The organism is Streptomyces sp. NPDC051315 (assembly GCF_044455165.1).
In the GTDB taxonomy this organism is placed as follows: domain Bacteria; phylum Actinomycetota; class Actinomycetes; order Streptomycetales; family Streptomycetaceae; genus Streptomyces.
Map to the genome: position 1 here is coordinate 44,291 of NZ_JBITEN010000012.1, position 23,320 is coordinate 67,610.

At 71.6% G+C, this 23,320-nt stretch carries 21 protein-coding genes and 2 tRNA genes; 15 read left to right on the top strand and 8 right to left on the bottom strand.

Going from position 1 to position 23,320, the window contains the following annotated elements; all coding sequences use genetic code 11:
- The first annotated feature begins 65 nt into the window (after positions 1 to 65).
- The 3 genes from ACIBBD_RS22935 (at position 66) to ACIBBD_RS22945 (ending at position 2,386) form a co-directional block, all read left to right on the top strand.
- Positions 66 to 139 (top strand) — tRNA-Met (locus tag ACIBBD_RS22935).
- 207 nt (positions 140 to 346) lie between these two features.
- Positions 347 to 2,203, top strand: coding sequence for a tetratricopeptide repeat protein (locus ACIBBD_RS22940; RefSeq protein ID WP_399421344.1), 1,857 nt, complete (start codon positions 347 to 349; stop codon positions 2,201 to 2,203).
- Between the two features lie 109 nt (positions 2,204 to 2,312).
- A tRNA-Met gene (locus ACIBBD_RS22945) sits at positions 2,313 to 2,386 on the top strand.
- 768 nt (positions 2,387 to 3,154) lie between these two features.
- Here ACIBBD_RS22945 and ACIBBD_RS22950 read toward each other — a convergent pair.
- A complete protein-coding gene (locus ACIBBD_RS22950) occupies positions 3,155 to 3,571 on the bottom strand; it encodes a Fur family transcriptional regulator (protein WP_095747967.1) in 417 nt (138 codons plus the stop codon).
- Between the two features lie 252 nt (positions 3,572 to 3,823).
- On the opposite strand from ACIBBD_RS22950, the gene katG reads away from it, so the two are divergent.
- Complete coding sequence (gene katG / locus ACIBBD_RS22955; RefSeq protein ID WP_399421345.1) at positions 3,824 to 6,049, top strand: catalase/peroxidase HPI; 2,226 nt, start codon at positions 3,824 to 3,826, stop codon at positions 6,047 to 6,049.
- Positions 6,050 to 6,171: 122 nt separating this feature from the next.
- On the opposite strand, the gene ACIBBD_RS22960 is transcribed toward katG, so the two are convergent.
- Positions 6,172 to 6,567: a cyclic nucleotide-binding/CBS domain-containing protein gene (locus ACIBBD_RS22960; protein WP_399421346.1), complete on the bottom strand. Its 396-nt coding sequence runs from the start codon at positions 6,565 to 6,567 to the stop codon at positions 6,172 to 6,174.
- A 158-nt stretch (positions 6,568 to 6,725) separates the two neighbouring features.
- Positions 6,726 to 7,526: a histidinol-phosphatase gene (gene hisN, locus ACIBBD_RS22965; protein WP_399421347.1), complete on the bottom strand. Its 801-nt coding sequence runs from the start codon at positions 7,524 to 7,526 to the stop codon at positions 6,726 to 6,728.
- Between the two features lie 273 nt (positions 7,527 to 7,799).
- On the opposite strand from hisN, the gene ACIBBD_RS22970 reads away from it, so the two are divergent.
- Entirely contained in the window at positions 7,800 to 8,405 is a 606-nt protein-coding gene (locus ACIBBD_RS22970) for a TetR/AcrR family transcriptional regulator (RefSeq protein ID WP_399421348.1), read from the top strand.
- 76 nt (positions 8,406 to 8,481) lie between these two features.
- On the opposite strand, the gene ACIBBD_RS22975 is transcribed toward ACIBBD_RS22970, so the two are convergent.
- From ACIBBD_RS22975 to ACIBBD_RS22990, 4 genes are all read right to left on the bottom strand, one after another.
- On the bottom strand, positions 8,482 to 8,805 hold the full coding sequence (locus ACIBBD_RS22975) for a DMT family transporter (RefSeq protein WP_399421349.1): 324 nt from the start codon (positions 8,803 to 8,805) through the stop codon (positions 8,482 to 8,484).
- A gap of 75 nt (positions 8,806 to 8,880) precedes the next feature.
- The gene (gene rsgA, locus ACIBBD_RS22980) at positions 8,881 to 9,891 is read right to left on the bottom strand and encodes a ribosome small subunit-dependent GTPase A (RefSeq protein ID WP_399421350.1); all 1,011 of its coding nucleotides are present in this window, start codon (positions 9,889 to 9,891) and stop codon (positions 8,881 to 8,883) included.
- A 9-nt stretch (positions 9,892 to 9,900) separates the two neighbouring features.
- Positions 9,901 to 11,241: a 3-phosphoshikimate 1-carboxyvinyltransferase gene (gene aroA, locus ACIBBD_RS22985; RefSeq protein ID WP_399421351.1), complete on the bottom strand. Its 1,341-nt coding sequence runs from the start codon at positions 11,239 to 11,241 to the stop codon at positions 9,901 to 9,903.
- Between the two features lie 143 nt (positions 11,242 to 11,384).
- The gene (locus ACIBBD_RS22990; RefSeq protein ID WP_399421352.1) at positions 11,385 to 12,107 is read right to left on the bottom strand and encodes a M50 family metallopeptidase; all 723 of its coding nucleotides are present in this window, start codon (positions 12,105 to 12,107) and stop codon (positions 11,385 to 11,387) included.
- 50 nt (positions 12,108 to 12,157) lie between these two features.
- Here ACIBBD_RS22990 and ACIBBD_RS22995 point away from each other — a divergent pair, with 50 nt between their 5' ends.
- The 10 genes from ACIBBD_RS22995 (at position 12,158) to ACIBBD_RS23040 (ending at position 22,203) form a co-directional block, all read left to right on the top strand.
- Positions 12,158 to 12,973 (top strand): SOS response-associated peptidase, encoded by an 816-nt coding sequence (locus ACIBBD_RS22995; RefSeq protein ID WP_399421353.1) that lies wholly within the window; start codon positions 12,158 to 12,160, stop codon positions 12,971 to 12,973.
- A 1-nt stretch (position 12,974) separates the two neighbouring features.
- Complete coding sequence (locus ACIBBD_RS23000; RefSeq protein ID WP_399421354.1) at positions 12,975 to 13,604, top strand: alpha/beta family hydrolase; 630 nt, start codon at positions 12,975 to 12,977, stop codon at positions 13,602 to 13,604.
- A 258-nt stretch (positions 13,605 to 13,862) separates the two neighbouring features.
- Positions 13,863 to 14,558 carry an RNA polymerase sigma factor SigR gene (gene sigR / locus ACIBBD_RS23005; RefSeq protein WP_399421355.1) on the top strand — a complete coding sequence of 232 codons (696 nt, stop codon included), beginning with the start codon at positions 13,863 to 13,865 and terminating at the stop codon, positions 14,556 to 14,558.
- Positions 14,555 to 14,857 (top strand): mycothiol system anti-sigma-R factor, encoded by a 303-nt coding sequence (gene rsrA / locus ACIBBD_RS23010; protein ID WP_399421356.1) that lies wholly within the window; start codon positions 14,555 to 14,557, stop codon positions 14,855 to 14,857. The genes sigR and rsrA overlap by 4 nt, the downstream gene beginning before the upstream one ends.
- A gap of 125 nt (positions 14,858 to 14,982) precedes the next feature.
- Positions 14,983 to 16,290, top strand: coding sequence for an HD-GYP domain-containing protein (locus ACIBBD_RS23015; RefSeq protein ID WP_399421357.1), 1,308 nt, complete (start codon positions 14,983 to 14,985; stop codon positions 16,288 to 16,290).
- Positions 16,287 to 17,570 carry an HD-GYP domain-containing protein gene (locus ACIBBD_RS23020; RefSeq protein WP_399421358.1) on the top strand — a complete coding sequence of 428 codons (1,284 nt, stop codon included), beginning with the start codon at positions 16,287 to 16,289 and terminating at the stop codon, positions 17,568 to 17,570. The genes ACIBBD_RS23015 and ACIBBD_RS23020 overlap by 4 nt, the downstream gene beginning before the upstream one ends.
- A 105-nt stretch (positions 17,571 to 17,675) precedes the next feature.
- Positions 17,676 to 18,656 (top strand): tetratricopeptide repeat protein, encoded by a 981-nt coding sequence (locus ACIBBD_RS23025; protein WP_399421359.1) that lies wholly within the window; start codon positions 17,676 to 17,678, stop codon positions 18,654 to 18,656.
- 148 nt (positions 18,657 to 18,804) lie between these two features.
- Positions 18,805 to 19,455 carry a peptide deformylase gene (gene def, locus ACIBBD_RS23030; protein WP_399421360.1) on the top strand — a complete coding sequence of 217 codons (651 nt, stop codon included), beginning with the start codon at positions 18,805 to 18,807 and terminating at the stop codon, positions 19,453 to 19,455.
- 271 nt (positions 19,456 to 19,726) lie between these two features.
- The gene (gene cyc1, locus ACIBBD_RS23035) at positions 19,727 to 20,836 is read left to right on the top strand and encodes an epi-isozizaene synthase (protein WP_399421361.1); all 1,110 of its coding nucleotides are present in this window, start codon (positions 19,727 to 19,729) and stop codon (positions 20,834 to 20,836) included.
- Positions 20,833 to 22,203, top strand: a complete 1,371-nt coding sequence (locus tag ACIBBD_RS23040) for a cytochrome P450 (protein ID WP_399421362.1) — start codon at positions 20,833 to 20,835, stop codon at positions 22,201 to 22,203. The genes cyc1 and ACIBBD_RS23040 overlap by 4 nt, the downstream gene beginning before the upstream one ends.
- Positions 22,204 to 22,225: 22 nt before the next feature.
- On the opposite strand, the gene ACIBBD_RS23045 is transcribed toward ACIBBD_RS23040, so the two are convergent.
- A complete protein-coding gene (locus ACIBBD_RS23045; RefSeq protein WP_399421363.1) occupies positions 22,226 to 23,188 on the bottom strand; it encodes a GlxA family transcriptional regulator in 963 nt (320 codons plus the stop codon).
- Positions 23,189 to 23,320 lie beyond the last annotated feature (132 nt).

Consider the following 23,320-nt stretch of genomic DNA (forward strand, 5'->3'; position numbering starts at 1 on the left):
CGAAGCCGCTGATCCCAGCGGCTGATCAAGGCGGTCCCGCGCCGTGGTACGGTTGTCGAACACGGCGCGGGGTGGAGCAGCTCGGTAGCTCGCTGGGCTCATAACCCAGAGGTCGCAGGTTCAAATCCTGTCCCCGCTACTGCAAGCGAAGGCCCGGATCCTGAAAAGGATCCGGGCCTTCGTGGTGTGCGAACGCATGTGCCCGGGCACCGGATCGCCGCGCCGCCTCGGGGAGTTGGGGGCATCTGTGTTTGACTTGTCTCTCTGTGGGCATGTCGACAAAACGCTGAAGTGACCTCACGGGCTGCGGTATACCAGGTGTACCCGGGTTGCAGGTGGTGCGACGATGGACGTTATGGGGGACAGGTCAACTCTGTTCGAGACAGGGCGGTTTGTGCAGCCTTCCATTGAGGAAGCGACCCCGGACGAGGCTCCGTACGAGAGTCGGGAAGAGACCCGGGACGAGACGGGGGAGGCCGTCGAGGAGGCCCGCCGACGGCTCGCCGCCGAGGCCGGCGACGTCGAGGCGATGAGCGTCCTCGGGGCCATGCTGTTGCGCCGCGGCGATCTGGACGGAGCCGAGCCCCATCTGCGCGCCGCGACCGCCGCCGGAGACCGGGCCGCCGCCAACAACCTGGGTGTCCTCCTTCATCAGCGCGGCTACGCCGACGACGCCGCCGGATGGTGGCGGGTCGCCGCCGTCGCCGGCTCCGCGGCCGCCGCGCACGCGCTGGGCCGCCACCACCGCGAGCGCGGGGACGAGCCGGCCGCCGAGTACTGGCTGCGCCAGTCCGCCGAACAGGGACACGTGCTGGGCGCGTACGCCCTCGCCGACCTGCTGGAGCACCGCGGGGACCGCGAGGCCGAGCGGTGGATGCGGGCCGCGGCCGAGCGCGGTCATCGGGAGGCGGCCTACCGCCTGGCACGCGCCCTCGACCGGCGGGGAACCCCGGGCACCGACGCCGACGGCTGTGCCGTCGACAACGGTGTCCCGTCCTCCGCGGAGGCCGAGCAGTGGTACAGACAGGCCGCCGCTCGCGGCCACCGCCGGGCCGCACTGCACCTCGGGGCGATCCTGGAGAAGCGGGGCGACCTCAAGGAGGCGGGGCGCTGGTACCTGACGTCCGCCAAGGACGGCGAGCCCCGGGCCGCCTGCGCGCTCGGGTTCCTGCTGCGCGACGCCGGGGACACCGAGAACGCCGCCGTGTGGTGGCTGCGGGCCGCCCAGGACGGCGACGGCAACGCGGCGAACGCGCTGGGCGCGCTGTACGCCGAGCGGGGCCAGACCCAGACCGCCGAGCGCTGGTACCGGGCCGCCATGGACGCCGGTGACGTCAACGGCGCCTACAACCTGGGGCTGCTCTGCGCCGAGCAGGGCCGCACCGCGCAGGCCGAGCAGTGGTACCGGCGCGCCGCGTACGCCGGGCACAGGGAGGCCTCCAACGCGCTCGCCGTGCTGCTGCTCCAGGGCGGGGACACGGCCGGGGCCGAGCCGTGGTTCTCCAAGGCCGCCGAGGCGGGGAGCGTCGACGCCGCGTTCAACCTGGGGATCCTGTTCGCGGGGCGCGGCGAGGACGACGTGGCGCTGCGCTGGTACGAGCGGGCGGCGGCGGCCGGGCACACCGAGGCCGCGCTGCAGGTCGGGATCGCCCGGCTGCGGGACGGGGACGAACTGGAGGCCGAGCGGCACCTGCGCTGTGCCGCGGGCGGCGGGAGCGCGGAGGCGGCGTACCGGCTCGCGGCCGTGCTCGACGCGCGGCGGCCGCCGGTGTCCGCGCACGAGCTCGGGGAGTCGGCGCACGAGAAGACCGAATGCGAGGAGTGGTACGAGCGGGCGGCGACCCAGGGGCACCGGCGGGCACAGGTGCGGGTCGGAATGCTGGCCGCCGCGCGCGGTGATGTGGTGGAGGCGGCCCGGTGGTACCGGGAGGCCGCCGAGGCCGGGTCGCGCAACGGCGCCTTCAACCTGGGGCTGCTGCTGGCCCGGGAGGGCAGCGAGCCGGAGGCCGCCGTGTGGTGGACGCGGGCGGCCGACGCCGGACACGGTCGGGCGGCGTTGCGGCTGGCCCTGGTCTACGCGCGTCGCGGTGAGCTGGCCGAGGGGCAGCGCTGGGCGGACCGGGCGGTGTCGCTGGGGCCGGGGGAGGTGGCGGCGCGGGCGGCGCGACTGCGGGACGCGCTGCGTGAGGAACTCTCGGCGTGACAGGTGCCCCGAGACCGGGTGACGGCCCCGCTCCCAGGGCCTTCGCCTCGGCCCGCTCGGTATTGATTTGCCTCGGCGCTCCTCCTTGACGTAACGTTGCATTCATCGCCGCGGGGTGGAGCAGCTCGGTAGCTCGCTGGGCTCATAACCCAGAGGTCGCAGGTTCAAATCCTGTCCCCGCTACTGAAGGCCGAGGGCCGGAATCCGTAAGGGTTCCGGCCCTCGGTGCGTTTCGTGGCCTTCGGCGTCGGTGCGGGCCCTGCCGGGGACTGTCGGCGGGGGCCGGGCTGTCGGAGCGGGCGGCCGGGGGCCCCGCCTCCTCGTAGGTTCGTCGAGGGGCTGGACTGTGCTGCCCGGCTCGCCTTGGAGCCCTCGGACACATGACGAGACGCCCTCCACCTCGGGGTCTTCGCGGGAAGCGGGGAGAAAGCGCTGGACGGTGGCGACGGCGGCGGCGCGACGGGCCGCCGGGGAAGGGTCGCGGGCCTGACCGGCCGCAGCCTGCGGGAGGTCGAGCTGCCCGGCATCGGGCATGGCGATCTGGTGGACGAGGACGGGGATGTCGATGGGGCAGCGTGTCGCCCGGTCGCCGACAGCGAGGGCGCCGCCCTGCGGCAGCCGGCGCCGGCACGGCTGCTCGCGCAGAGGACAACGGCCTCCCCATCCCGGGCTCGCGCAGCCCCGCCCGTGTCGCGCAGAGCGGCGCCACGGCGCACCTGACTCCCACCGCCGAGGACCTCACGCGCATCGCCGCGATCGCACGGAAGGCGGCCTCGGTGGGCGACTCGGGTGACTGTCACCGCTGAGCCGAGCGAGCCCGCCGGATTCCCCGCGCCGGAATCCCCGCGCGGATGATCAGGCCGGTCGATCCGTATGCCCGATGGCAGCGCGAAGCCCCGGCCCCCCGCCAAGGGGACCGGGGCTTCGGTGCGGGTGTCTACGTCGTGGGGCTCACGCCGCCGCGCAGTTCGGGCAGACGCCGCGGTAGGTCACCTCGACGTCCGAGACCGTGAAGCCGAAGCGCTCGGAGTCGGGGAGGTCGGCGAGCGGGTTGCCGCTCGGGTGGACGTCGCGGATCGCGCCGCACTGGGCGCAGACCAGGTGGTGGTGCGGGCGGTGGGCGTTGGGGTCGTACCGCTTCGCGCGCTTGTCGGTGGCGACCTCGAGCACCTCACCGAGGGACACCAGCTCACCCAGCGTGTTGTAGACGGTCGCCCGGGAGATCTCGGGCAGCTTGGCGACGGCCCGGGCGTGCACCTCGTCGGCCGTCAGATGGACGTGATCGCCGTCGAGGACCTCGGCCACGACGCGCCGCTGCGCGGTCATCCGCCATCCGCGACCGCGCAGCCGTTCCAGAAGGTCACTCATACGAATCAGCCTAACAGCAGGGGGACCGAGTCCCGAACGGGTGTGACTTTGGAGCCTCACTTGACTTAGACATTGTCCATTGTAGGATCGAGCTCGGCTTCGGCCAAGCGACAGGAACAGCAGAAGTCAGGACCTGGCAGAAGTGACGCCGGCACTACCAGCCATTCCCGCCGGGGGTGTGCGCCCCGGCCGTTCCATCGCCCGAAGTTCCTGAGCACCGTGATCCGCCCAGCCCCCCAAAAGGATTCCCCCATGACCGAGAACCATGACGCGATCGTCACTGACGAGAAGCCGGCGGAGGCAGGCAAGTGCCCGGTCGCGCACGGGCGCGCCCCGCACCCCACTCAGGGCGGTGGAAACCGCCAGTGGTGGCCGGATCGCCTGAACCTGAAGATCCTCGCCAAGAACCCCGCCGTGGCGAACCCGCTCGGTGAGGAGTTCGACTACGCCGAGGCCTTCAAGTCCCTGGACCTCCCGGCCGTGAAGCGGGACATCGCGGAGGTGCTCACCACCTCCCAGGACTGGTGGCCGGCCGACTTCGGGCACTACGGCCCGCTGATCGTCCGTATGGCCTGGCACAGCGCGGGCACCTACCGGATCAGCGACGGCCGCGGTGGCGCCGGCGCCGGTCAGCAGCGCTTCGCCCCCCTCAACAGCTGGCCGGACAACGCCAACCTCGACAAGGCCCGCCGTCTGCTGTGGCCGGTCAAGAAGAAGTACGGCCAGAACCTGTCCTGGGCCGACCTGATGATCCTCGCCGGCAACGTCGCCCTGGAGAACATGGGCTTCAAGACCTTCGGTTTCGCCGGCGGTCGCGCGGACGTCTGGGAGCCCGACGAGGACGTGTACTGGGGCCCCGAGACCACCTGGCTCGACGACCAGCGCTACTCCGGCGACCGTGAGCTGGAGGAGCCCCTGGGCGCGGTCCAGATGGGCCTCATCTACGTCAACCCGGAGGGCCCGAACGGCAACCCGGACCCGGTGGCCGCGGCCCGCGACATCCGCGAGACCTTCCGCCGGATGGCGATGAACGACGAGGAGACGGTCGCCCTGATCGCGGGCGGTCACACCTTCGGCAAGACCCACGGCGCGGGTCCGGCGGACCACGTCGGCAACGACCCCGAGGCCGCCTCCATGGAGGAGCAGGGCCTGGGCTGGAAGAACACCTACGGCACCGGCAAGGGCGGCGACACGATCACCAGTGGCCTCGAGGTCACCTGGACCAGCACGCCGACCCAGTGGAGCAACGGCTTCTTCAAGAACCTCTTCGAGTTCGAGTACGAGCTGACCGAGTCCCCGGCCGGCGCCAAGCAGTGGGTGGCCAAGGACGCCGAGGCCATCATCCCCGACGCGCACGACCCGTCGAAGAAGCACCTCCCGACGATGCTCACCACCGACCTGGCGCTGCGCTTCGACCCGGTCTACGAGCAGATCTCGCGTCGCTTCCACGAGAACCCGGACGAGTTCGCGGACGCCTTCGCGCGGGCCTGGTTCAAGCTCACGCACCGTGACATGGGCCCGGTCGTGCGCTACCTCGGCCCGGAGGTCCCCTCCGAGACGCTGATCTGGCAGGACCCGCTGCCGGAGCGCACGTTCGAGCTGATCGACGCCGCGGACGTGGCCGCCCTCAAGGCGAAGATCCTCGAGTCCGGCCTCACGGTGTCCGAGCTGGTGTCCACCGCCTGGGCGTCGGCCGCCTCCTTCCGCGGCAGCGACAAGCGCGGTGGCGCCAACGGCGCGCGCATCCGCCTCGAGCCGCAGATCGGCTGGGAGGTCAACCAGCCCGACCGGCTCCGCCAGGTGCTGCGCACCCTGGAGGGCATCCAGGAGTCCTTCAACGCCGCCCAGACCGGTGGCAAGCAGGTCTCGCTGGCCGACCTGATCGTGCTCGCGGGTGCCGCGGGCGTCGAGAAGGCCGCCAAGGACGCCGGCTACGACATCGAGGTGCCCTTCACGCCGGGCCGTGTGGACGCCTCGCAGGAGCAGACGGACGTCGAGTCCTTCGCCGCGCTCGAGCCGAAGGCCGACGGGTTCCGCAACTACGTCGGCAAGGGCCAGCGCCTGCCGGCCGAGTACCTGCTGATCGACAAGGCGAACCTGCTGAACCTGAGCGCGCCCGAGCTGACGGTCCTCGTCGGTGGCCTGCGCGTCCTGGGCGCGAACTACCAGCAGTCGAAGCACGGCGTGTTCACCGACACCCCGGGCACCCTGACGAACGACTTCTTCGTCAACCTGCTCGACCTGGGTACGACCTGGAAGTCGACCTCCGAGGACCAGACCGTGTTCGAGGGCCGGGACGCGGCCACGGGCGAGGTCAAGTGGACCGGCACCCGTGCCGACCTGGTCTTCGGCTCGAACTCCGAGCTGCGCGCGCTCGCCGAGGTCTATGCGAGCGACGACGCGAAGGAGAAGTTCGTGAACGACTTCGTCGCGGCCTGGGTCAAGGTCTCGAACCTGGACCGGTTCGACCTGGTCTGAGCATGAGTCTCGGCCAAGGCTGAGCGACGGGCCGGATTCCCCTCGGGGAGTCCGGCCCGTTCGTGTGCGCGCCCGCGGGTGGCGGAGCGGTGCGCCCGTCGGGTGGCGGGGCGGCCCGGGTCTCAGGCCGCCGGAACCTGCTGCCGTGCCGGGACCCAGCAGCGGATGATGTCGCGGACCGAGACGATGCCGGCCGGCTCGCCGCGGTCGAGGACGACGAGGTGACGGAAGCCGCCGTGGGTCATGGCGTGGGCCGCTTCCTCCAGGGTCCAGGCCGGGGTGGCGAAGACGACGTCGGTGGTGGTGTGGGCGTGGGCGTGTTCCGTGTCCGGGTCCTGACCCAGGCCGACGGAGTTGAGGATGTCCCGTTCGGTGAGGATGCCTATGCCGCCGGCGTCCGGGTCGAGGACGACGGCCGCGCCGACGCGGCGTGCGGACATCAGGGCGGCGGCCTGGCGGAGGGTGTGGGCGGGGCCGATGGTGAGGACCACCGAGCTCATGGCGTCGCGGACGAACATGGGTTCCGGTCACCTCCTGGGAATCGCCGGGACCACCGGGGTAGTTCAGCGATTCACAAGTTCACAAATTGAGGGTGGTCCCAGAGTCCCAGGTAAAGTCCGGGTCAACAAGAGGGCGCGCGCGGCCAATTGAGGGCGCGCGCGCTCATCTGTGCCGGTCACTGGCGCTGGTTGAGATACCCCAGCAGCTCGTCGTGGAGCAGCCCGTTGGAGGCCGCCGCGTTGCCGCTGTGCGGGCCCGGACGACCGTCGAGGCCGGTGAACGTGCCGCCGGCCTCCGTCACGACGATCGCGTTGGCGGCCATGTCCCAGAGGGAGAGCTCGGGTTCGGCGCAGAGGTCCACCGAGCCCTCGGCGACCATCATGTACGGCCAGAAGTCGCCGTACGCGCGCGTGCGCCACACGTCGCGGGTGAGGTCGAGGAAGCCGTCGAGCCTTCCCTGGTCCTCCCAGCCGCTCAGCGAGGAGTACGCGAAGGAGGCGTCCGAGAGCTTCGAGACGCGGGAGACCTGCAGGCGGGTGGCCGAGGAGAGGCTGCGGCCGCTGTAGGCGCCGTGCCCCTTCGCGGCCCACCAGCGTCGGCCCAGCGCGGGGGCGGAGACGACCCCGACCACGGGCTGGTAACCGCCCTCCGCCGCTTCCATCAGGGCGATGAGGGTGGCCCAGACGGGGACACCGCGTACGTAGTTCTTGGTGCCGTCGATCGGGTCGATCACCCAGCGGCGGGGACCGGTGCCCTCGACGCCGTACTCCTCGCCGAGGACCGCGTCACGGGGGCGGGCGCGCTGGAGCTGGCCGCGGATGAGTTCCTCGGCGGCCTTGTCGGCCTCGCTCACCGGAGTCATGTCCGGTTTGGTCTCGACCTTGAGGTCGAGGGCCTTGAAGCGGTCCATGGTCGCGGCGTCGGCGGCGTCCGCGAGGACGTGGGCGAGGCGGAGGTCGTCGAGGTAGTCCGGCATGGGACAAACGGTATCCGCCGAGGTGGGCGCGGGGCCACAGGGGTTCGGTGAGTGGACGGGGGCTTGGGACGGTGGTCGCTGGGCACCCTGCCTCTGTCCGCACCCTGTCCCGCAGGCCCCGGGGGCAGGTCCCGCCTCAACCCGCCGCACCCCCTCCTCACCGAGTCGCACCGCCATGGCCAACACCCGCCCCCACTCCTCCCGCGCACCCTTGACAGTGCATGCGGGCGCGTCAAACCTGGGCGCAGAGTCGCTCGCCCCGGGGAGGCGATGATGCCTGCAGCGCGGGAATCCCTACTGGACGCCGCCTCCGCGGCGCTGGCGTGCCGGCCGTGGGCCGCTGTGCGGATGGTGGACGTCGCCGCGGCGGCCGGGGTGTCCCGGCAGACCCTCTACAACGAGTTCGGCAGCAAGGAGGGGCTGGCCCGGGCGCTCGTCAGGCGGGAGGCCGACGGATATCTCGCGGGCGTCGAGCGGGCGCTGTCCGTGCACGGGGACGCCCGGGACAGGCTGACCGCCGCGGCGGAGTGGACGGCGTCGGCCGCGCGGGGCAACGTGCTCGTACGGGCCATCCTCACCGGCTGCTGGAGCGAGCGCCTGCCGTCCCCGACGCTCTCGGCGGTGCCGTCCTCCTCCTCGGTGCCGGCGCAGCGGCGGGCGGACGGGCCGCTGCCCTCACCCGGGGATCTCGTGGCGACCGTCCGGGACCGGGCCGTGGCCGCGCTCACCGGTCCCGGCACCACGCCGGACACCACCGAGCTCGCCCGCTCCTGCGAACTGGCCGTCCGGCTCGCCCTCTCCTGCGTCGCCGCGCCCCCCGGCGAGGGCGGCGTCGCCGACCTGGTGCGCGGCGCCCTGCCCCGACAGCCGGCCGGATAGCGACGGGGGCCCGCCGGACAGGGCGCCTGGGCCAGAAGGGTCCCGGCAGGACAAGCGGGCCCGGGCAGACGTACCCCTAGTGCGCCGACCCCGACAACTGCAGCCCGATCACCCCGATGATCACCAGACTGATCGAGACGATCTTCAGGATCGACACCAGGTCACCCAGGAAGACCATGCCGTAGATGGCGGTGCCCGCCGCGCCGATGCCGGTCCACACGGCGTACGCCGGACCGACGTCGAGCTTCTTCAACGACAGGGTCAGCAGACCGAAGCTGCCGAGCGCGAACACGCAGAAAGCGATCGTCGGCCACAGCCGGGTGAAGCCGTGCGACAGCTTCAGGCAGACGGCGAAGCCGGTCTCGAGCAGTCCCGCGACGATGACCAGCAGCCACGCCATGTGCTGTCCTCCCGTTGTGCGGCTCGGTGCGATTATGCACTTACCGGCCGGACGTACGGACAAACAACGCGGAGGTCAGTCGCCTTCCGTGCGCTCCCGCGTGGACAGCAGCCGGCGCAGCGAGTACAGCCGGGCCGGATCCGCGTGGCCCTCGGCCACCCACGCGTCCAGCGCGCAGTCCGGTTCGTCGTGGCTGCACGCGCGAGGGCAGCCCACCGTGCCCGGTTCCAGGTCGGGGAAGGCGTTGATCACGCGGGAAGGGTCGACGTGGTGGAGCCCGAAGGACCGTACGCCCGGGGTGTCGATGACCCAGTCGTCCGTACCCGCCAGGGGCAGGGCGAGGGCCGACGTCGTGGTGTGGCGGCCGCGGCCGGTCACCGCGTTCACATGGCCCGTCAGACGGCGCCGCTCCTCCGGGACCAGCGCGTTGACCAGGGTCGTCTTGCCGACGCCCGAGTGGCCGACGAACGCCGTGATCCGTCCGGTCAGATACGCGCGCACCCGGTCCGCCGCCTCGCCGTCCTCCAGTTCCTCACGGCTGGTGACGACGTACGGGATGTCGAGGTCGCCGTAGAGCTCCAGCAGCTTGTCCGGCGAGGCCAGGTCCGACTTCGTCATGACCAGCAGGGGTTCCAGACCGCCGTCGTAGGCCGCCACCAGGCACCGGTCGATCAGACGGGGGCGGGGCTCGGGGTCGGCCAGGGCCGTGACGATCGCCAGCTGGTCGGCGTTGGCGACCACCACCCGCTCGTACGGGTCGTCGTCGTCCGCGGTGCGGCGCAGCACCGAGGTGCGCTCCTGGATGCGGACGATGCGCGCCAGCGTGTCCTTCGCGCCGGAGAGGTCGCCGACCAGGGCGACCCGGTCGCCCACGACCGCCGCCTTGCGGCCGAGCTCGCGGGCCTTCATCGCCAACACGATCCGGTCGTCGACGAGACACGTCAGACGGCCGCGGTCGACGGTGAGGACCAGACCCTCGGCCGCGTCCTCGTGCTTGGGCCGGATGTTCGTCCGCGGCCGGTTGCCCTTGCGGTTCGGGCGGGAGCGGATGTCGTCCTCGTCGGTGTGCTTGCCGTAGCGGCGCATGGCGACTCCTCAGGCCCCGAGCATCCCGGTCCACAGCTCCGGGAAGTCCGGGAGGGTCTTCGCCGTCGTCGCCACGTTCTCGATCCGCACACCTTCCACCGCCAGACCGATGACCGCTCCGGCCGTGGCCATGCGGTGGTCGTCGTACGTGTGGAAGGTCCCGCCGTGCAGCGGGCGCGGGCGGATGTGCAGCCCGTCGGCCGTCTCCGTCACGTCTCCGCCGAGCTCGTTGATCTCCTTGGTGAGCGCGGCCAGCCGGTCCGTCTCGTGCAGACGCAGATGCGCCACGCCCCGCAGGGTGGAGGGGGAGTCCGCGAGGGCGGCGACCGCGGCGATGCCCGGGGTCAGCTCGCCGACGTCGCCGAGATCGACGTCGATGCCGTGGATCGAGCCCGAGCCGGTGAACACCAGGCCGAACTCGGTCAGCCGGCAGGAACCGCCCATCTCGGTGAAGATCTCCCGCAGCCGGTCGCCCGGTTGGGTGGTGCGGGCCGGCCAGTCGGGGATGACGACCCTGCCGCCGGTCACCAGCGCCGCCGCCAGGAACGGCTGGGCGTTGGACAGGTCCGGCTCGATCGTCAGGTCCCGGCCGAGCAGGGCACCCGGCGTGACCCGCCACACGTTCGGCTCACCGCCCGACTCCGGGGTGTCCACCTGGGCGCCGACCGCGCGCAGCATGTCCACCGTCATCCGGATGTGCGGCAGCGACGGGAGCGAGGAGCCGGTGTGGCGGACCTCGACGCCCTGGTTGAAGCGCGGGCCGGACAGCAGCAGCGCCGACACGAACTGGGACGACGAGGAGGCGTCGATCTCCACCGGGCCACCGTCCAGCGCGCCCCCGCCGTGCACCGTCAGCGGCAGCGCGCCCCGGCCGTCGTCGTCGATCCGGGCGCCGAGGACCCGCAGCGCGTCGATGACGCCGTTCAGGGGACGCTCGTACGACCGGGGGTCGCCGTCGAAGCGGACGGGGCCGTCGGCGAGCGCGGCCACCGGCGGCAGGAACCGCATCACGGTGCCCGCGTTGCCGACGTCGACCGTGGCCGGACCGCGGAAGCCCGCCGGCAGCACCCGCCAGGCCTCACCGGTGCTGTCGGGACCGCCCGCGACGGAGGAACTGGACGACACCGTCTCCTCGATGCCGACGCCCATCGCACGCAGCGCGTCGGCCATCAGCAGGGTGTCGCGGGAGCGGAGCGGGCGGCGCAGCCAGCCGGGCTCGGAGGCCAGGGCGGCGAGGACCAGGGCACGGTTGGTGACCGACTTGGACCCCGGCACGTGGACCGTCGCGTCGACGGCTCCGCTCGCGTGCGGGGCGGGCCAGAGGGCGGTGTGGGCGGGGGTTTCGGGCATGCGCCCACTTTAGTCTGCGGCCGTCGTCCGGGTGCAGCGCCGCGGTCCGCCGCCGTCGCTCGGACGGGGTGCGTCGTGGCTGGTCGCGCCCCGCGGCGCGGCCGCGCACCGGAGCGGGTCCCGAGCCGGCCGACGGGGCCCGCTCAGACCTCCAGCAGCCAGCGTCCGCCGCCGATCAGGGAGCACAGGCTCACCGCGTGGAACAGGAACAGCCACAACGCGGCCGGCGCGTGCGTCAGCCGCGACAGCTGGTCCGCGTCCGAGTCCCCGGCGCCGCCCCGGGACCGCTTAGCCTGCAGCTCGAAGGCCGGGCGCACGCCTCCCAGCAGCAGGAACCACACCACCGCGTACGCGAACGCCGCCTGCACCTGCGGGCCGGTCAGCCAGGACACCGTCAGGAACGTGCCGCCCGTCAGGAGCACCGTCACCGCCCCGTACGCGTTGCGGATCATCACCAGCATCGCCACCAGCAGGACCGTCGCCAGCCACAGCAGCAGCGTGATGCGGCCGGCGCCGAGCAGCGCGGCGCCGCCCAGGCCCAGCAGCGGGGGAGCGGTGTAACCGGCCGCCGCGGTGAGGATCATGCCGAGTCCGTGCGGCTTGCCGCGGCTGACGGTCAGGCCGCTGGTGTCGGAGTGCAGGCGTATGCCGGTGAGCGTGCGGCCCGTCAACAGGGCGACCAGGCCGTGGCCGCCCTCGTGGGCGATGGTGATGGCGTTGCGGGAGACCCGCCACAGAGTGTGGGGGACGACTATGGCGAGCGCGGCGACCATGGTGGCGAGCACCACCCACAGGTCGGGGTCGGGCTGGGTGCCGACGAGCCGGTCCCAGAGGTCGGGCAGCGCGGTGGCGGCGGTGCTGTCCATATGTCTAGGTGGCTCCCTGTCGTCGTGCGGAGTCTGGCAGTGTGGCACGTATGTGCGGACGGTATGCAGCGAGTCGCAGGCCCGAGGATCTCGCAGGAATCTTTGAGATCGAGAAGTGGGATCCCGAGGAGACCCTGGCACCCGACTACAACGTGGCCCCGACGAAAGAGGTCTACGCGGTCGTCGACCGTCCTCTGAAGGACGTGGACGACCCGCGCCCGGTTCGCCAGCTGCGGAAGCTCAAGTGGGGCCTGGTCCCGTCCTGGGCCAAGTCGCCCGAGGGCGGCGCCCGCATGATCAACGCGCGCGCGGAGACCGTGCACGAGAAGCCGTCGTACCGTCGCGCCTTCGCCTCCCGGCGCTGCATCCTGCCCGCCGACGGCTACTACGAGTGGGTCACCGGCCGGCAGGAGCGGGAGCTGGAGGTCGAGGGCCGCAAGAAGCGGCCCCGCAAGCAGCCCTACTTCGTGCTGCCGGCCGACGGCTCGGTCTTCGCGATGGCTGGGCTGTACGAGTTCTGGCGGGACCGGACCCTGCCCGACGACCACCCGCAGGCCTGGTGGGCGACCTGCTCGGTCATCACCACGGAGGCCGAACGCACCCCGCTGGCGGTGGCCCCCGCCGACGGCCCGCACGCGCTGGCCGACATCCACCCCCGCATGCCCCTGATGCTCACCCCCGACCGCTGGGACACCTGGCTGGACCCGGCGCGTACGGACGTCGACGACCTGCGCGCGCTGCTCGAACCACCGCCGGCCGGTCTCATGCGCGCCTACCCCGTGGCCACGGCCGTCAGCAATGTCCGCAACAACGGCCCGGAGCTGCTGAAGGAGCTGGAGGGGCCCGAGGAGGGCACACTGTTCTGACGTGACGACCGAGATCATCAGCACGGACGCGGGGGACGCCCGCATCACCTGGCACCCGGCGAGGAAGGCGCGCCTCGTCCTGGCGGTCGGCCACGGCGCCGGGGGCGGTGTCGAGACGCGGGACCTGCAGGCCCTCGCACGGGTGCTCCCGGGGCACGGGGTGAGCGTCGCGCTCGTCGAGCAGCCCTGGCGGGTGGCCGGGAAGAAGGTGGCGCCCGCGCCGAAGACGCTGGACGTGGGGTGGCGGGGCATCTGGCCCGCGGTGGCCGGGCCCGGGCTGCCCGTGATCTCCGGCGGACGCAGTGCCGGGGCCCGGGTCGCCTGCCGGACGGCCACCGAACTGGGCGCGCACGCCGTCCTCGCCCTCGGCTTCCCGCTGCACCCGCCGGGCAAGCCGGAGAAGTCCCGCTCCGAGGAACTGCTCGGGGCGGGAGTGCCCACGCTCGTCGTCCAGGGCGGAAACGATCCGTTCGGCAGGCCGCAGGAGTTCCCGGTCGGGCCGTACGAACTGGTCGAGGTGCCCGGCGGCGACCACGGCTTCGCCGTGCCGAAGCGGGCGGACCTCACCCAGGAGCAGGCCGTGACGGTCATCACCGACGCGGTCGTGAGGTGGGCCGGGTCACTGGGGTGAGGATCAGGGGAATGTCGGGCCGCGAACCTCTGTTGAGGCGGACAGAAGTGCTGAGCAACCAGCACCGACCGTTGGAGAGAGGAAGTCCGCCGCATGGGTTCGACCTTCTGCCCGAGCCGCAGCAGTCGCGCTGACCTGGACTGGACGGTGCTGCATGCGGCCAAGACCACCCCTATTCGAGGGGCGGTCGGGACGGGTCGTCGTCTATCCTCCGAATCTGGTGGGACCGGTCTCGGTTCTGCCCGCGATCTTGAGGAGGTGGGTCCGGTCACCGGTACCGACGCAGGGACCGACAACGGCCAGGCGGAGCTGCCCGAGGGCCAGGGTGTGGGCGTCGAGGCGAGCAGCGAGTCGAGCGCCGAGCGCAGTGCGCGCTTCGAGCGGGACGCGCTCGAGTTCCTCGACCAGATGTACTCGGCCGCCCTGCGCATGACGCGCAACCCGGCGGACGCCGAGGACCTGGTGCAGGAGACGTACGCCAAGGCGTACGCGTCCTTCCACCAGTTCCGCGAGGGCACCAACCTGAAGGCCTGGCTGTACCGGATCCTCACGAACACCTTCATCAACTCGTACCGCAAGAAGCAGCGCGAACCCCAGCGCAGCGCGGCCGAGGAGATCGAGGACTGGCAGCTGGCGCGCGCCGAGTCGCACATGTCGACCGGTCTGCGCTCGGCCGAGTCCCAGGCCCTGGACCACCTTCCCGACTCGGACGTGAAGGAAGCGCTTCAGGCCATCCCCGAGGAGTTCCGCATCGCCGTGTACCTCGCCGACGTCGAGGGCTTTGCGTACAAGGAGATCGCGGACATCATGGGGACACCCATCGGAACGGTGATGTCCCGGCTGCACCGGGGCCGCCGTCAACTGCGCGGCATGCTCGAGGACTACGCCCGAGAGCGTGGGCTGGTCCCGGCCGGCGCCGGAGAGTCGAACGAAGCGAAAGGCTCGGGCTCATGAGCTGCGGAGAGCCGCACGAGACGGACTGCAGTGAGGTCCTCGATCATCTCTACGAGTTCCTCGACAGTGAGATGCCGGACGTCGATCGCGACAAGTTCAAGCAGCACTTCAAGGAGTGCTCGCCGTGCCTGGAGAAGTACGGGCTCGAAGAGGCCGTGAAGAAGCTGGTCAAGCGGTGCTGCGGCCATGACGACGTGCCGATCGACCTGCGCTCCAAGGTCATGGGCCGGATCGAGCTGATCCGCTCCGGCCAGACCGTTCCCGAGCACGATGTGACGGCCACCCGTCAGGAGTCCTGACGCTCTCCGAGCGGAACGCCACCGTCACCCGAATGTGCTAATCCGCGGGTGATACGCCCGCAGTGCCACCCCCCGCCACCCTAGGCTCCGGACCCGGAGGAAGGCGTGGTCGGGGGGAGGGCGACATGGAGACGGTCCCGGCGCGGGCGCGTGCGTACGTCGTCTGTGTCGCACTCGGTGCGCTGCTCTGTCTGCTCCCGTTGCCGCAGGTCCGCGCGTCCTGGTGGGCGGTCCTGCTGCTTGCCGCGCTGTACGCCGGCGGCGAGCAGGTCGCCCGGCGCCGCTTCGCCGGCACCTTCTACCCCGTGCTGCTCGCCGGGGCCTTCCTGCTGCCGCCGCACGCCGCCGCGTTCGTCCCGCTGCCCGGCGCGCTGTTCTCCGTCGTCGAGCAGCGGCCCTTCCTGCTGCGGCGGATCAGCCGCGCCGCCCACCTGGTGATCGCCGTGTGGGCCACGGCCCAGGTGCACGGGGCGCTGGACGCGCGGGCCGCCGTCGAGGCCTCCGACTTCCCCTACGTGCTGCTGCCGGCCGCGGCCGCCGTGCTGGTCTTCTGCCTGGTGCTCGCCACGCTCGACGGCGGGATCCTCGCCCTGGCCGAGGGACTGCCGCTGCGACGGCTCTGCCGCGGGCTGTTCCGGCGGACGCTCGCCCCGGTGGCGGTGCACGGCCTGGCCGGGCTGATGATGGCCGTGCTGTGGCGCAGCCCCTACGGGCCGGTCGCCGCGCTGCTCGTGCTGTTCCCGATGGCCGTCTCCTGGTGGGTGTTCGCGCAGTACCACCGCGAGCGGGCCGCCCACCAGGCCACGATCCGCGCGCTGGTCCAGGCCGTCGACATCAAGGACGGCTACACGCGCGGGCACAGCGAGCGGGTCGGACAGGCCTCGATGCTGATCGCGCGCGAGCTGGGCATGGACGAGGGACGGGTCGAGGTGCTGCGCTTCGCCGGGATCCTGCACGACGTCGGCAAGCTCGGCGTGCCCACCCGGTTGCTGCGCAAGGACGGGCCGCTGACGCCCGAGGAACGGCGCGTGATCGAACTGCACCCGGAGTACGGGCACGAGATCACCCGGGGCATCTCCTTCCTCGGCGAGGCCCGCTCGGCGATCCTCCACCACCACGAGCGGATCGACGGCACCGGCTACCCCTACGGGCTGGTCGGCAGTCAGATCCCGGAGTGCGCCCGGGTGGTCGCGGTCGCGGACGCCTTCGACGCGATGACCTCCACGCGGTCCTACAGCAGGGCCCGTCCGGTGGAGGTGGCCCTGGCGGAACTCCAGCGGTGCGCGGGGGCCCACTTCGACCCCCGGATGGTCACCGCGCTGGTCCGGGTGATCGCGCGGGACGGATGGCATCCGGTGGTGACCGCCGACGAGACCCGGCCCACCGTGCCGTCACCGTCCGCGGCCCCCGACCGGCCCGGAGCACGCCGATGACCTCCCGCCGCCCGCTGATCGCCCTGCACGCCTGCGCCGCCGTCCTCGGCACCGTCTCGCTCGCCGTCACCCTCCGCACGGGCGTCGAGGAGCGGCCCGTCGCCCTCGCCTTCGGCGTGCTGATCGCCGTCGGTGAACTCTCCCTCCCCCACTCCCGGCGCTCGAGCGGCGGTCCCCCGGCGAGCGGCCCCGCGTGCGGGCCGGGGCCGCGGGAGGCCGCGCCGCTCGGGGCCGCCGGGTCGCTGTCGTACGCGCTGCTCGGGGAGCACGCCGGGCACGCCACGCATCACGGGGTCGCGCAGGTCGTCTCGGTGGTGGTCGCCGCCTCCCTGCTCGGCAGCGTGCCGCACTTCGCGCGCGGGCAGGGGCCGGTCCTGGACCACCTGGTCCGGCGGGTCCTGGCCGTCGGCTTCACCGCCGTGTGCTGCCAGCCCCTCTACAACCACGGGGTGTTCGACCGCTGGAGCGGCCCCACGTACGCGCTGCTGCTGCTCGCGCTGCTCGCCCTCACCGTGCTGTGCGACGCATTGGTCGCCGCCGCCCTCGCCCACTCCCGCACCCGCTGGCCGTTCGCCCCGCTGCTCCGCGACGAGCTGCGGTCGGTGCCCGGGATCGGGTCGGCGGTGTGCGCGACGGGCGCGGTGATGGCGCTCGCGGTGGCCGTGGTCGGGCTCTGGGCGCTGCCCGTGTTCTCGGTGCCGCTGCTGCTCACCCAGCACTCCCTGCGCCGGTACGCCGCCGTCCGCGCCACCTACCGGCAGACCATCGCCTCCCTCGCCCGTGCCACCGAGATCGCCGGGTACACCCCGGCCGGCCACGCCCGCCGGGTCGCGGCCCTCAGCCAGGCCGTGGGCCGGGACCTGGGGCTCACCGAGCCCGAGCTGACCGTCCTGGAGTACGCGGCCCTGATGCACGACATCGGGCAGCTCAGCCTCGTCGACCCGGTTCCGGCCGGGGCCACGGCCGGGCTGCCGGTCGCGGAACAGCGGAGGATCGCGCTGCTCGGCGGAGCCGTCGTCCGGCAGACCGGGGCGGGCGCCCAGGTCGCCACGGTCGTGGAACGGCAGGCCGACCCCTACCCCGAGCAACCGGTGGCGGCCCGGATCGTGCGGGTGGTCAACGCCTACGAGGAGAAGGTGCGCGACGCCGGCCCCGGCGGGCCGCTCACCGCCCTGGAGCAACTGCGCCTGGGGACAGGCGGGGACTACGCGCCCGAGGTGGTGGAGGCGCTGGCCCGCGTGCTGTCCCGTGACTGTCTGACCCTCCCCGCCGGTGGGTAACCCATGGGTAATGAGCGCCCTTCCAGCCACACGTGGTTGGATGCGAGGGAGAGGGTGTCCGGGGGCACTGGCCAGCCCACACCACGGAACTGGCAGGCGGGAATCGTGAGGATCTTCGGCAAGGGACGGCACCGGCCCTCCGCCTCCTGGCGGCAGGCCACCGACCGCGCGTTCACACTGATCGGCGACGGCCGGTACGAGGACGCGGGCGCGTTGCTGACACGTGCCGCCGACCTGGAGCCCTGGCTGTCGGAGTCCTGGTTCAACCTCGCCCTGCTGCACAAGTTCCGCCACGACTGGGAGCAGGCGCGCACCGCCGGGCTCCGCGCGGTGGCCCTGCTGGACCGGGAGACCGGCGCCCCCGACTGGTGGAACGTCGGCATCGCGGCCACCGCCCTCCAGGACTGGCCGCTGGCCCGCCGCGCCTGGCAGGCCTACGGGCTGTACGTGCCGGGCGGCGCCACCGCCAACGGCGAGCCCCTCGGCATGGACCTGGGCAGCGCGGCCGTACGGCTGTCGCCCGAGGGGGAGGCCGAGGTGGTGTGGGGGCGGCGGCTGGACCCCGCCCGGATAGAGGTGCTGTCGATCCCGCTGCCGTCCTCCGGGCGGCGCTGGGGCGAGGTCGTGCTGCACGACGGGGTGCCGCACGGCGAGCGGACCACGTCGACCGGGCACGCGTACCCGGTCTTCGACGAGATCGAGCTGTGGGCGCCCTCCCCGGTACCGACCTGGGTGGTGCTGCTGGAGGCCGCCACCGAGTCCGACCGGGACGCCCTGGAGCAGCTGGCCGCCGACGCGGGCTTCGCCGCGGAGGACTGGTCGTCGTCCGTACGGCTGCTGTGCCGGATGTGCTCCGAGTCACGGATGCCGGCCGACGAGGGGGACGGCGAGCACCTCGACCCGCACGACCACAGTGAGCCGGGCCATCCGGGGCCGCTCGGTCACCGCACCGACGGGCAGCTGTGGGTGCCGGAGCGGGAGTGCGGGGTGGCTGCGCCGGCTTCGCTCGTGAGGGGGTTGTTGGACGGGTGGGTCGCCGACAGTCCGGATTCCAGGGACTGGCGGGATCTGGAAGAGGTCTGCTAGGTCCGTGGGCCGCCGCGGTTCCTCGTGGCGGGTGGGGCTCGCAGCGGAGCCGTATGTCGAACACGGTCCCGCGCCCGCCCGGGGCGCGTCCCCGTACCCTGTATCGAGCATTCATCCCCTGTTTTTCCGAGGAAGGCGTACGTCGGTCATGGCGCAGCAGGACACCGATCAGCAGCACGCGGGCGTGCTCCCCGTGGACGACGAGGGCTTCGTCATCGACACCGAGGAGACGGAGGAGCGGGAGCGGGCCTGGCGGGAGGCCGGGACCTCGCGACCGATCACGGTCGTCGGCAACCCGGTGCTGCACAAGGAGTGCAAGGACGTCACCGACTTCGGCGAGGAGCTCCAGCAGCTGGTGGCGGACATGTTCGCCTCGCAGCGCACCGCCGAGGGCGTGGGCCTGGCCGCCAACCAGATCGGCGTCGACCTGAAGGTCTTCGTCTACGACTGCCCCGACGACGAGGGCGTACGGCACGTCGGCGTGGTCTGCAACCCCAAGCTCGTCGAGCTGCCCGCGGACAGGCGCCGGCTGGACGACAGCAACGAGGGCTGTCTGTCGGTGCCGACCGCGTACGCGCCGCTCGCGCGGCCGGACTACGCCGAGGTGACCGGCCAGGACGAGAAGGGCAACCCGATCAAGGTGCGCGGCACCGGCTACTTCGCTCGGTGTTTGCAGCACGAGACCGATCACCTGTACGGCTACCTCTACATCGACCGTCTCTCCAAGCGCGAACGCAAGGACGCGCTGCGGCAGATGGCCGAGAACGAACCCCGCTACCCCGTGGTCGCCAACGACTGAACCACGCCCTTCTCACAAGACGCCTGGCCGGGATCCTTCCCGGCCAGGTGTCGTTCGTGCGACCGACGCACGTTCGATCGCTTATGCACATCTGCTGATCGATAACCAGTCATAGGATGGGGATTCTCGGTGGGTTGGGGTAGCGAATGAAGCAAATCCGTTCCCATAAGCGTCAGTTGTAGGGCTGAATGGGAAGTGCGGGGATACGCAACGGCGCACGCCCGGCACGGCGGGAGGGGCGCGCGCCACCGGCGGCTGAGAGGGGTTGTTCGTGCCAGCTTTCCCATACAGCACCACATACCGCACCACATACCGCACCACAGCGACGGTGACCGCGGTCGCGGTTCCACCCTCGCTCTCCCTCCCGGTCATCGAGGCGGCGTTTCCCCGGCAACTGCACCCTTATTGGCCGCAGTTGCAGGAGAAGACCCGCTCATGGCTTCAGGAAAAACGGCTCATGCCGGCGGACAAGATCGCGGAATATGCCGACGGCTTGTGCTACACCGACCTGATGGCGGGTTACTACCTCGGTGCCTCCGAGGAGGTGCTCCAAGCCATCGCCGACTACAGCGCGTGGTTCTTCGTCTGGGACGACCGGCACGACCGTGACGTCGTGCACGGCCGGGCCGCCGCCTGGCGGCAGTTGAGGCTCCGCTTGCACGCGGCGCTGGACGCGCCGGCGTCCTACCTGCACCACGAGGACCCGCTGGTCGCCGGACTCGCGGACAGTGCGGGCCGGCTGTTCTCCTTCCTTCCCGACACTTGGAACGCGCGGTTCGCCCGGCACTTCCACGCCGTCATCGAGGCCTACGACCGGGAATTCCACAACCGCGCCGTAGGGCGGATACCGACCGTCGAGGAATACCTTGCGCTGCGTCGGCTCACCTTCGCGCACTGGATCTGGACGGATCTGCTGGAGCCGAGCGTGGGACAAGAGCTCCCCGACTCGGTGCGGAAACATCCCGCCTATCGGCGCGCGGCCCTGCTGAGCCAGGAATTCGCCGCCTGGTACAACGACCTCTGCTCGCTCCCCAAGGAAATAGCGGGCGACGAGGTGCACAATCTCGGGATCAGTCTCATCACCCATGAGGGACTGACTCTGGAAGAAGCTGTCGAGGAAATACGGCGGCGCGTCCAGGGATGCATATCCGACTTCCTGGCCGCCGAGAAGGACGTCTTGCTGCTGGCCGACGGGCTCGCCGACGGGACGGTCCACGGAGAGCGGACGAGCGCCGCCGTACGGTCCTGCCTCGCGAACATGCGGAACTGGTTCAGCTCCGTCTACTGGTTCCACCACGAGTCGGGCCGCTACATGGTCGACAGCTGGGACGACCGGTCCACCCCTCCGTACGTCAACAACGAAGCGGCAGGTGAGAAATGACCGTCGAGTCGGTGCAGCCCGCGACTCCCGGGACACCCGAACTGCGTGATCCTCCCCTGGCCGGAGGCGGCATTCCGCTTCTGGGTCACGGCTGGAGGCTCGCCCGGGATCCGCTGGCCTTCATGACCCAACTGCGCGACCACGGCGACGTCGTCCGCATCAAGCTCGGCCCCAAGACGGTGTACGCCGTCACCGACCCCGACCTCACCGGGGCGCTGGCCCTCAGCCCCGACTACATCATCGCCGGACCCCTGTGGGAGTCACTGGAAGGCCTGCTGGGCAAGGAGGGCGTGGCCACCGCCAACGGGCCGTTGCACCGGCGCCAGCGCCGCACCATCCAGCCCGCGTTCCGGCTCGACGCCATCCCGGCCTACGGGCCGATCATGGAGGAGGAGACCCACGCGCTCGCCGAACGCTGGAAGGGCGGCGAGATCATCGACTGCACCTCGGAGTCGTTCCGCATCGCGGTCCGCGTGGCCGCTCGCTGTCTGCTGCGCGGCCATTACATGGACGAGCGCGCCGAGCGGCTGTGCGCCGCGCTCGCCAGTGTCTTCCAGGGCATGTACCACCGCATGGTGGTGCCGCTCGGGCCGCTGTACAGGCTGCCGCTTCCGGCCAACCGCGTATTCAACCGCGCTCTGGCCGATTTGCACCTCCTGGTCGACGAGATCATCGCCGAACGCCGGGCATCCGGTCAAAAGCCGGACGATTTGCTGACGGCATTGCTGGAAGCGAAGGACGACAATGGCGACCCCATCGGGGAACAGGAGATCCACGACCAGGTCGTCGCGATACTCACGCCCGGCAGCGAAACCATCGCGGCCACGATCATGTCGCTGCTGCTGGTCCTGGCCGAACATCCGGAACACGCGGACAAAGTGCGCGCCGAGGTCGAGGACCTAACCGGGGGCCGGCCCGTCGCATTCGAGGACGTACGCAAGCTGACACACACCAACAACGTTGTCCTGGAAGCGATGCGGTTGCTGCCGGCGGTATGGATTTTGACGCGGCGCGCGGTCTGCGAAACTGAACTCGGCGGGTTTCGCATTCCGACCGGTGCCGACATCGTGTACAGCCCGTACGCGATCCAGCGCGACCGGCGTTCCTACGAACGGCACCTGGAGTTCGACCCGGACCGGTGGCATCCGGAACGCTCCCAGGACGTTCCGAAGTACGCCATGCGGCCGTTCGGCGTGGGCAACCGCAAGTGCCCCAGCGACCACTTCTCGATGGCCCTGCTCACGCTGGTCACGGCGGTGCTCGCGAACACGTTCCGTTTCGAGCAGGTCGCCGGCTCCGTCGACGCGACCCGCGTCGGCATCACGCTGCGTCCCCAGCGGCTGCTGCTGAGGCCGATGCCCCGCTGACAGCTCCGCTTCCGGCGCGCGTTCAGGCGGCCTCCGGCCCCCGGAACGTGCGCCGGTAGGCGTTCGGGGTGGTGCCCAGAGTCCGCACGAACTGGTGCCGCAGCGCGGCCGCCGTGCCGAAGCCGGTGCGCCAGGCGATCGCGTCGACCGTCTCGTCGGTCGCCTCCAGCAGGTGCTGGGCGAGCAGGACGCGCTGACGCAGGATCCAGCGGTAGGGGGTCGTGCCGGTCTCCTGCTGGAAGCGGCGGGCGAAGGTGCGCGGGGACATGTGGGCGCGGGCCGCCAGCTGCTCGACGGTGACCTCCTCGTCGAGGTGCTGCTCCATCCACGCGAGCACCTCACCGACGGTGTCGCACGGCGACCGGGGCAGCGGCCGCTCGATGTACTGGGCCTGGCCGCCGTCCCGGTGCGGCGGTACGACCATACGCCGGGCGATCCTGTTGGCGACCTCCGGCCCCTGCTCCTTGCGCACGAGGTGCAGACAGGCGTCGATGCCGGCGGCCGTGCCGGCGGAGGTGATCACCGGGTCGTCGTCGACGTAGAGCACGTCGGGCTCGACGGTCGTGCGCGGGTACTGCCGGGCCAGCTGCCGCGCGTGCCGCCAGTGCACCGCACAGCGCCGCCCGTCCAGCAGCCCCGCCGCGCCCAGCACGAACACCCCGGAGCACACGCTGAGCACCCGCGTCCCCCGGTCCACGGCCCGGCGCAGCGCGTCGAGCAGCTCGGGCGGGTACTCCCGCACCGTGTACGTGTCCCCGGCCGGCACGGCGATCAGGTCGGCGCTCTCCAGCCGTTCCAGCCCGTGTTCCGTGCCGAGCGTGAAGCCCGCGTGCGTGGTCAGCGTCGGCCCCTCCGCCGAGGCGACCGCGAAGTCGTACACCGGCAGCCCCTCGTCGCTTCGGTCGATGCCGAACACCTCGCAGACGACACCGAGTTCGAAGGGGTGCACGCCGTCGAGGAGGATCACGGCCACGTTCTTCAGCATGCCGCCAGTGTGCCCGGAAGTGGCAGGAAGTTGAAGGTGTACGGCAGTCCTGCCACTGTCATGGGTGTTACCGGCGCATGATGCTTACCCCATGAACGCATTCGGCGCATCCCTCACGGTCCTGCTCACGTT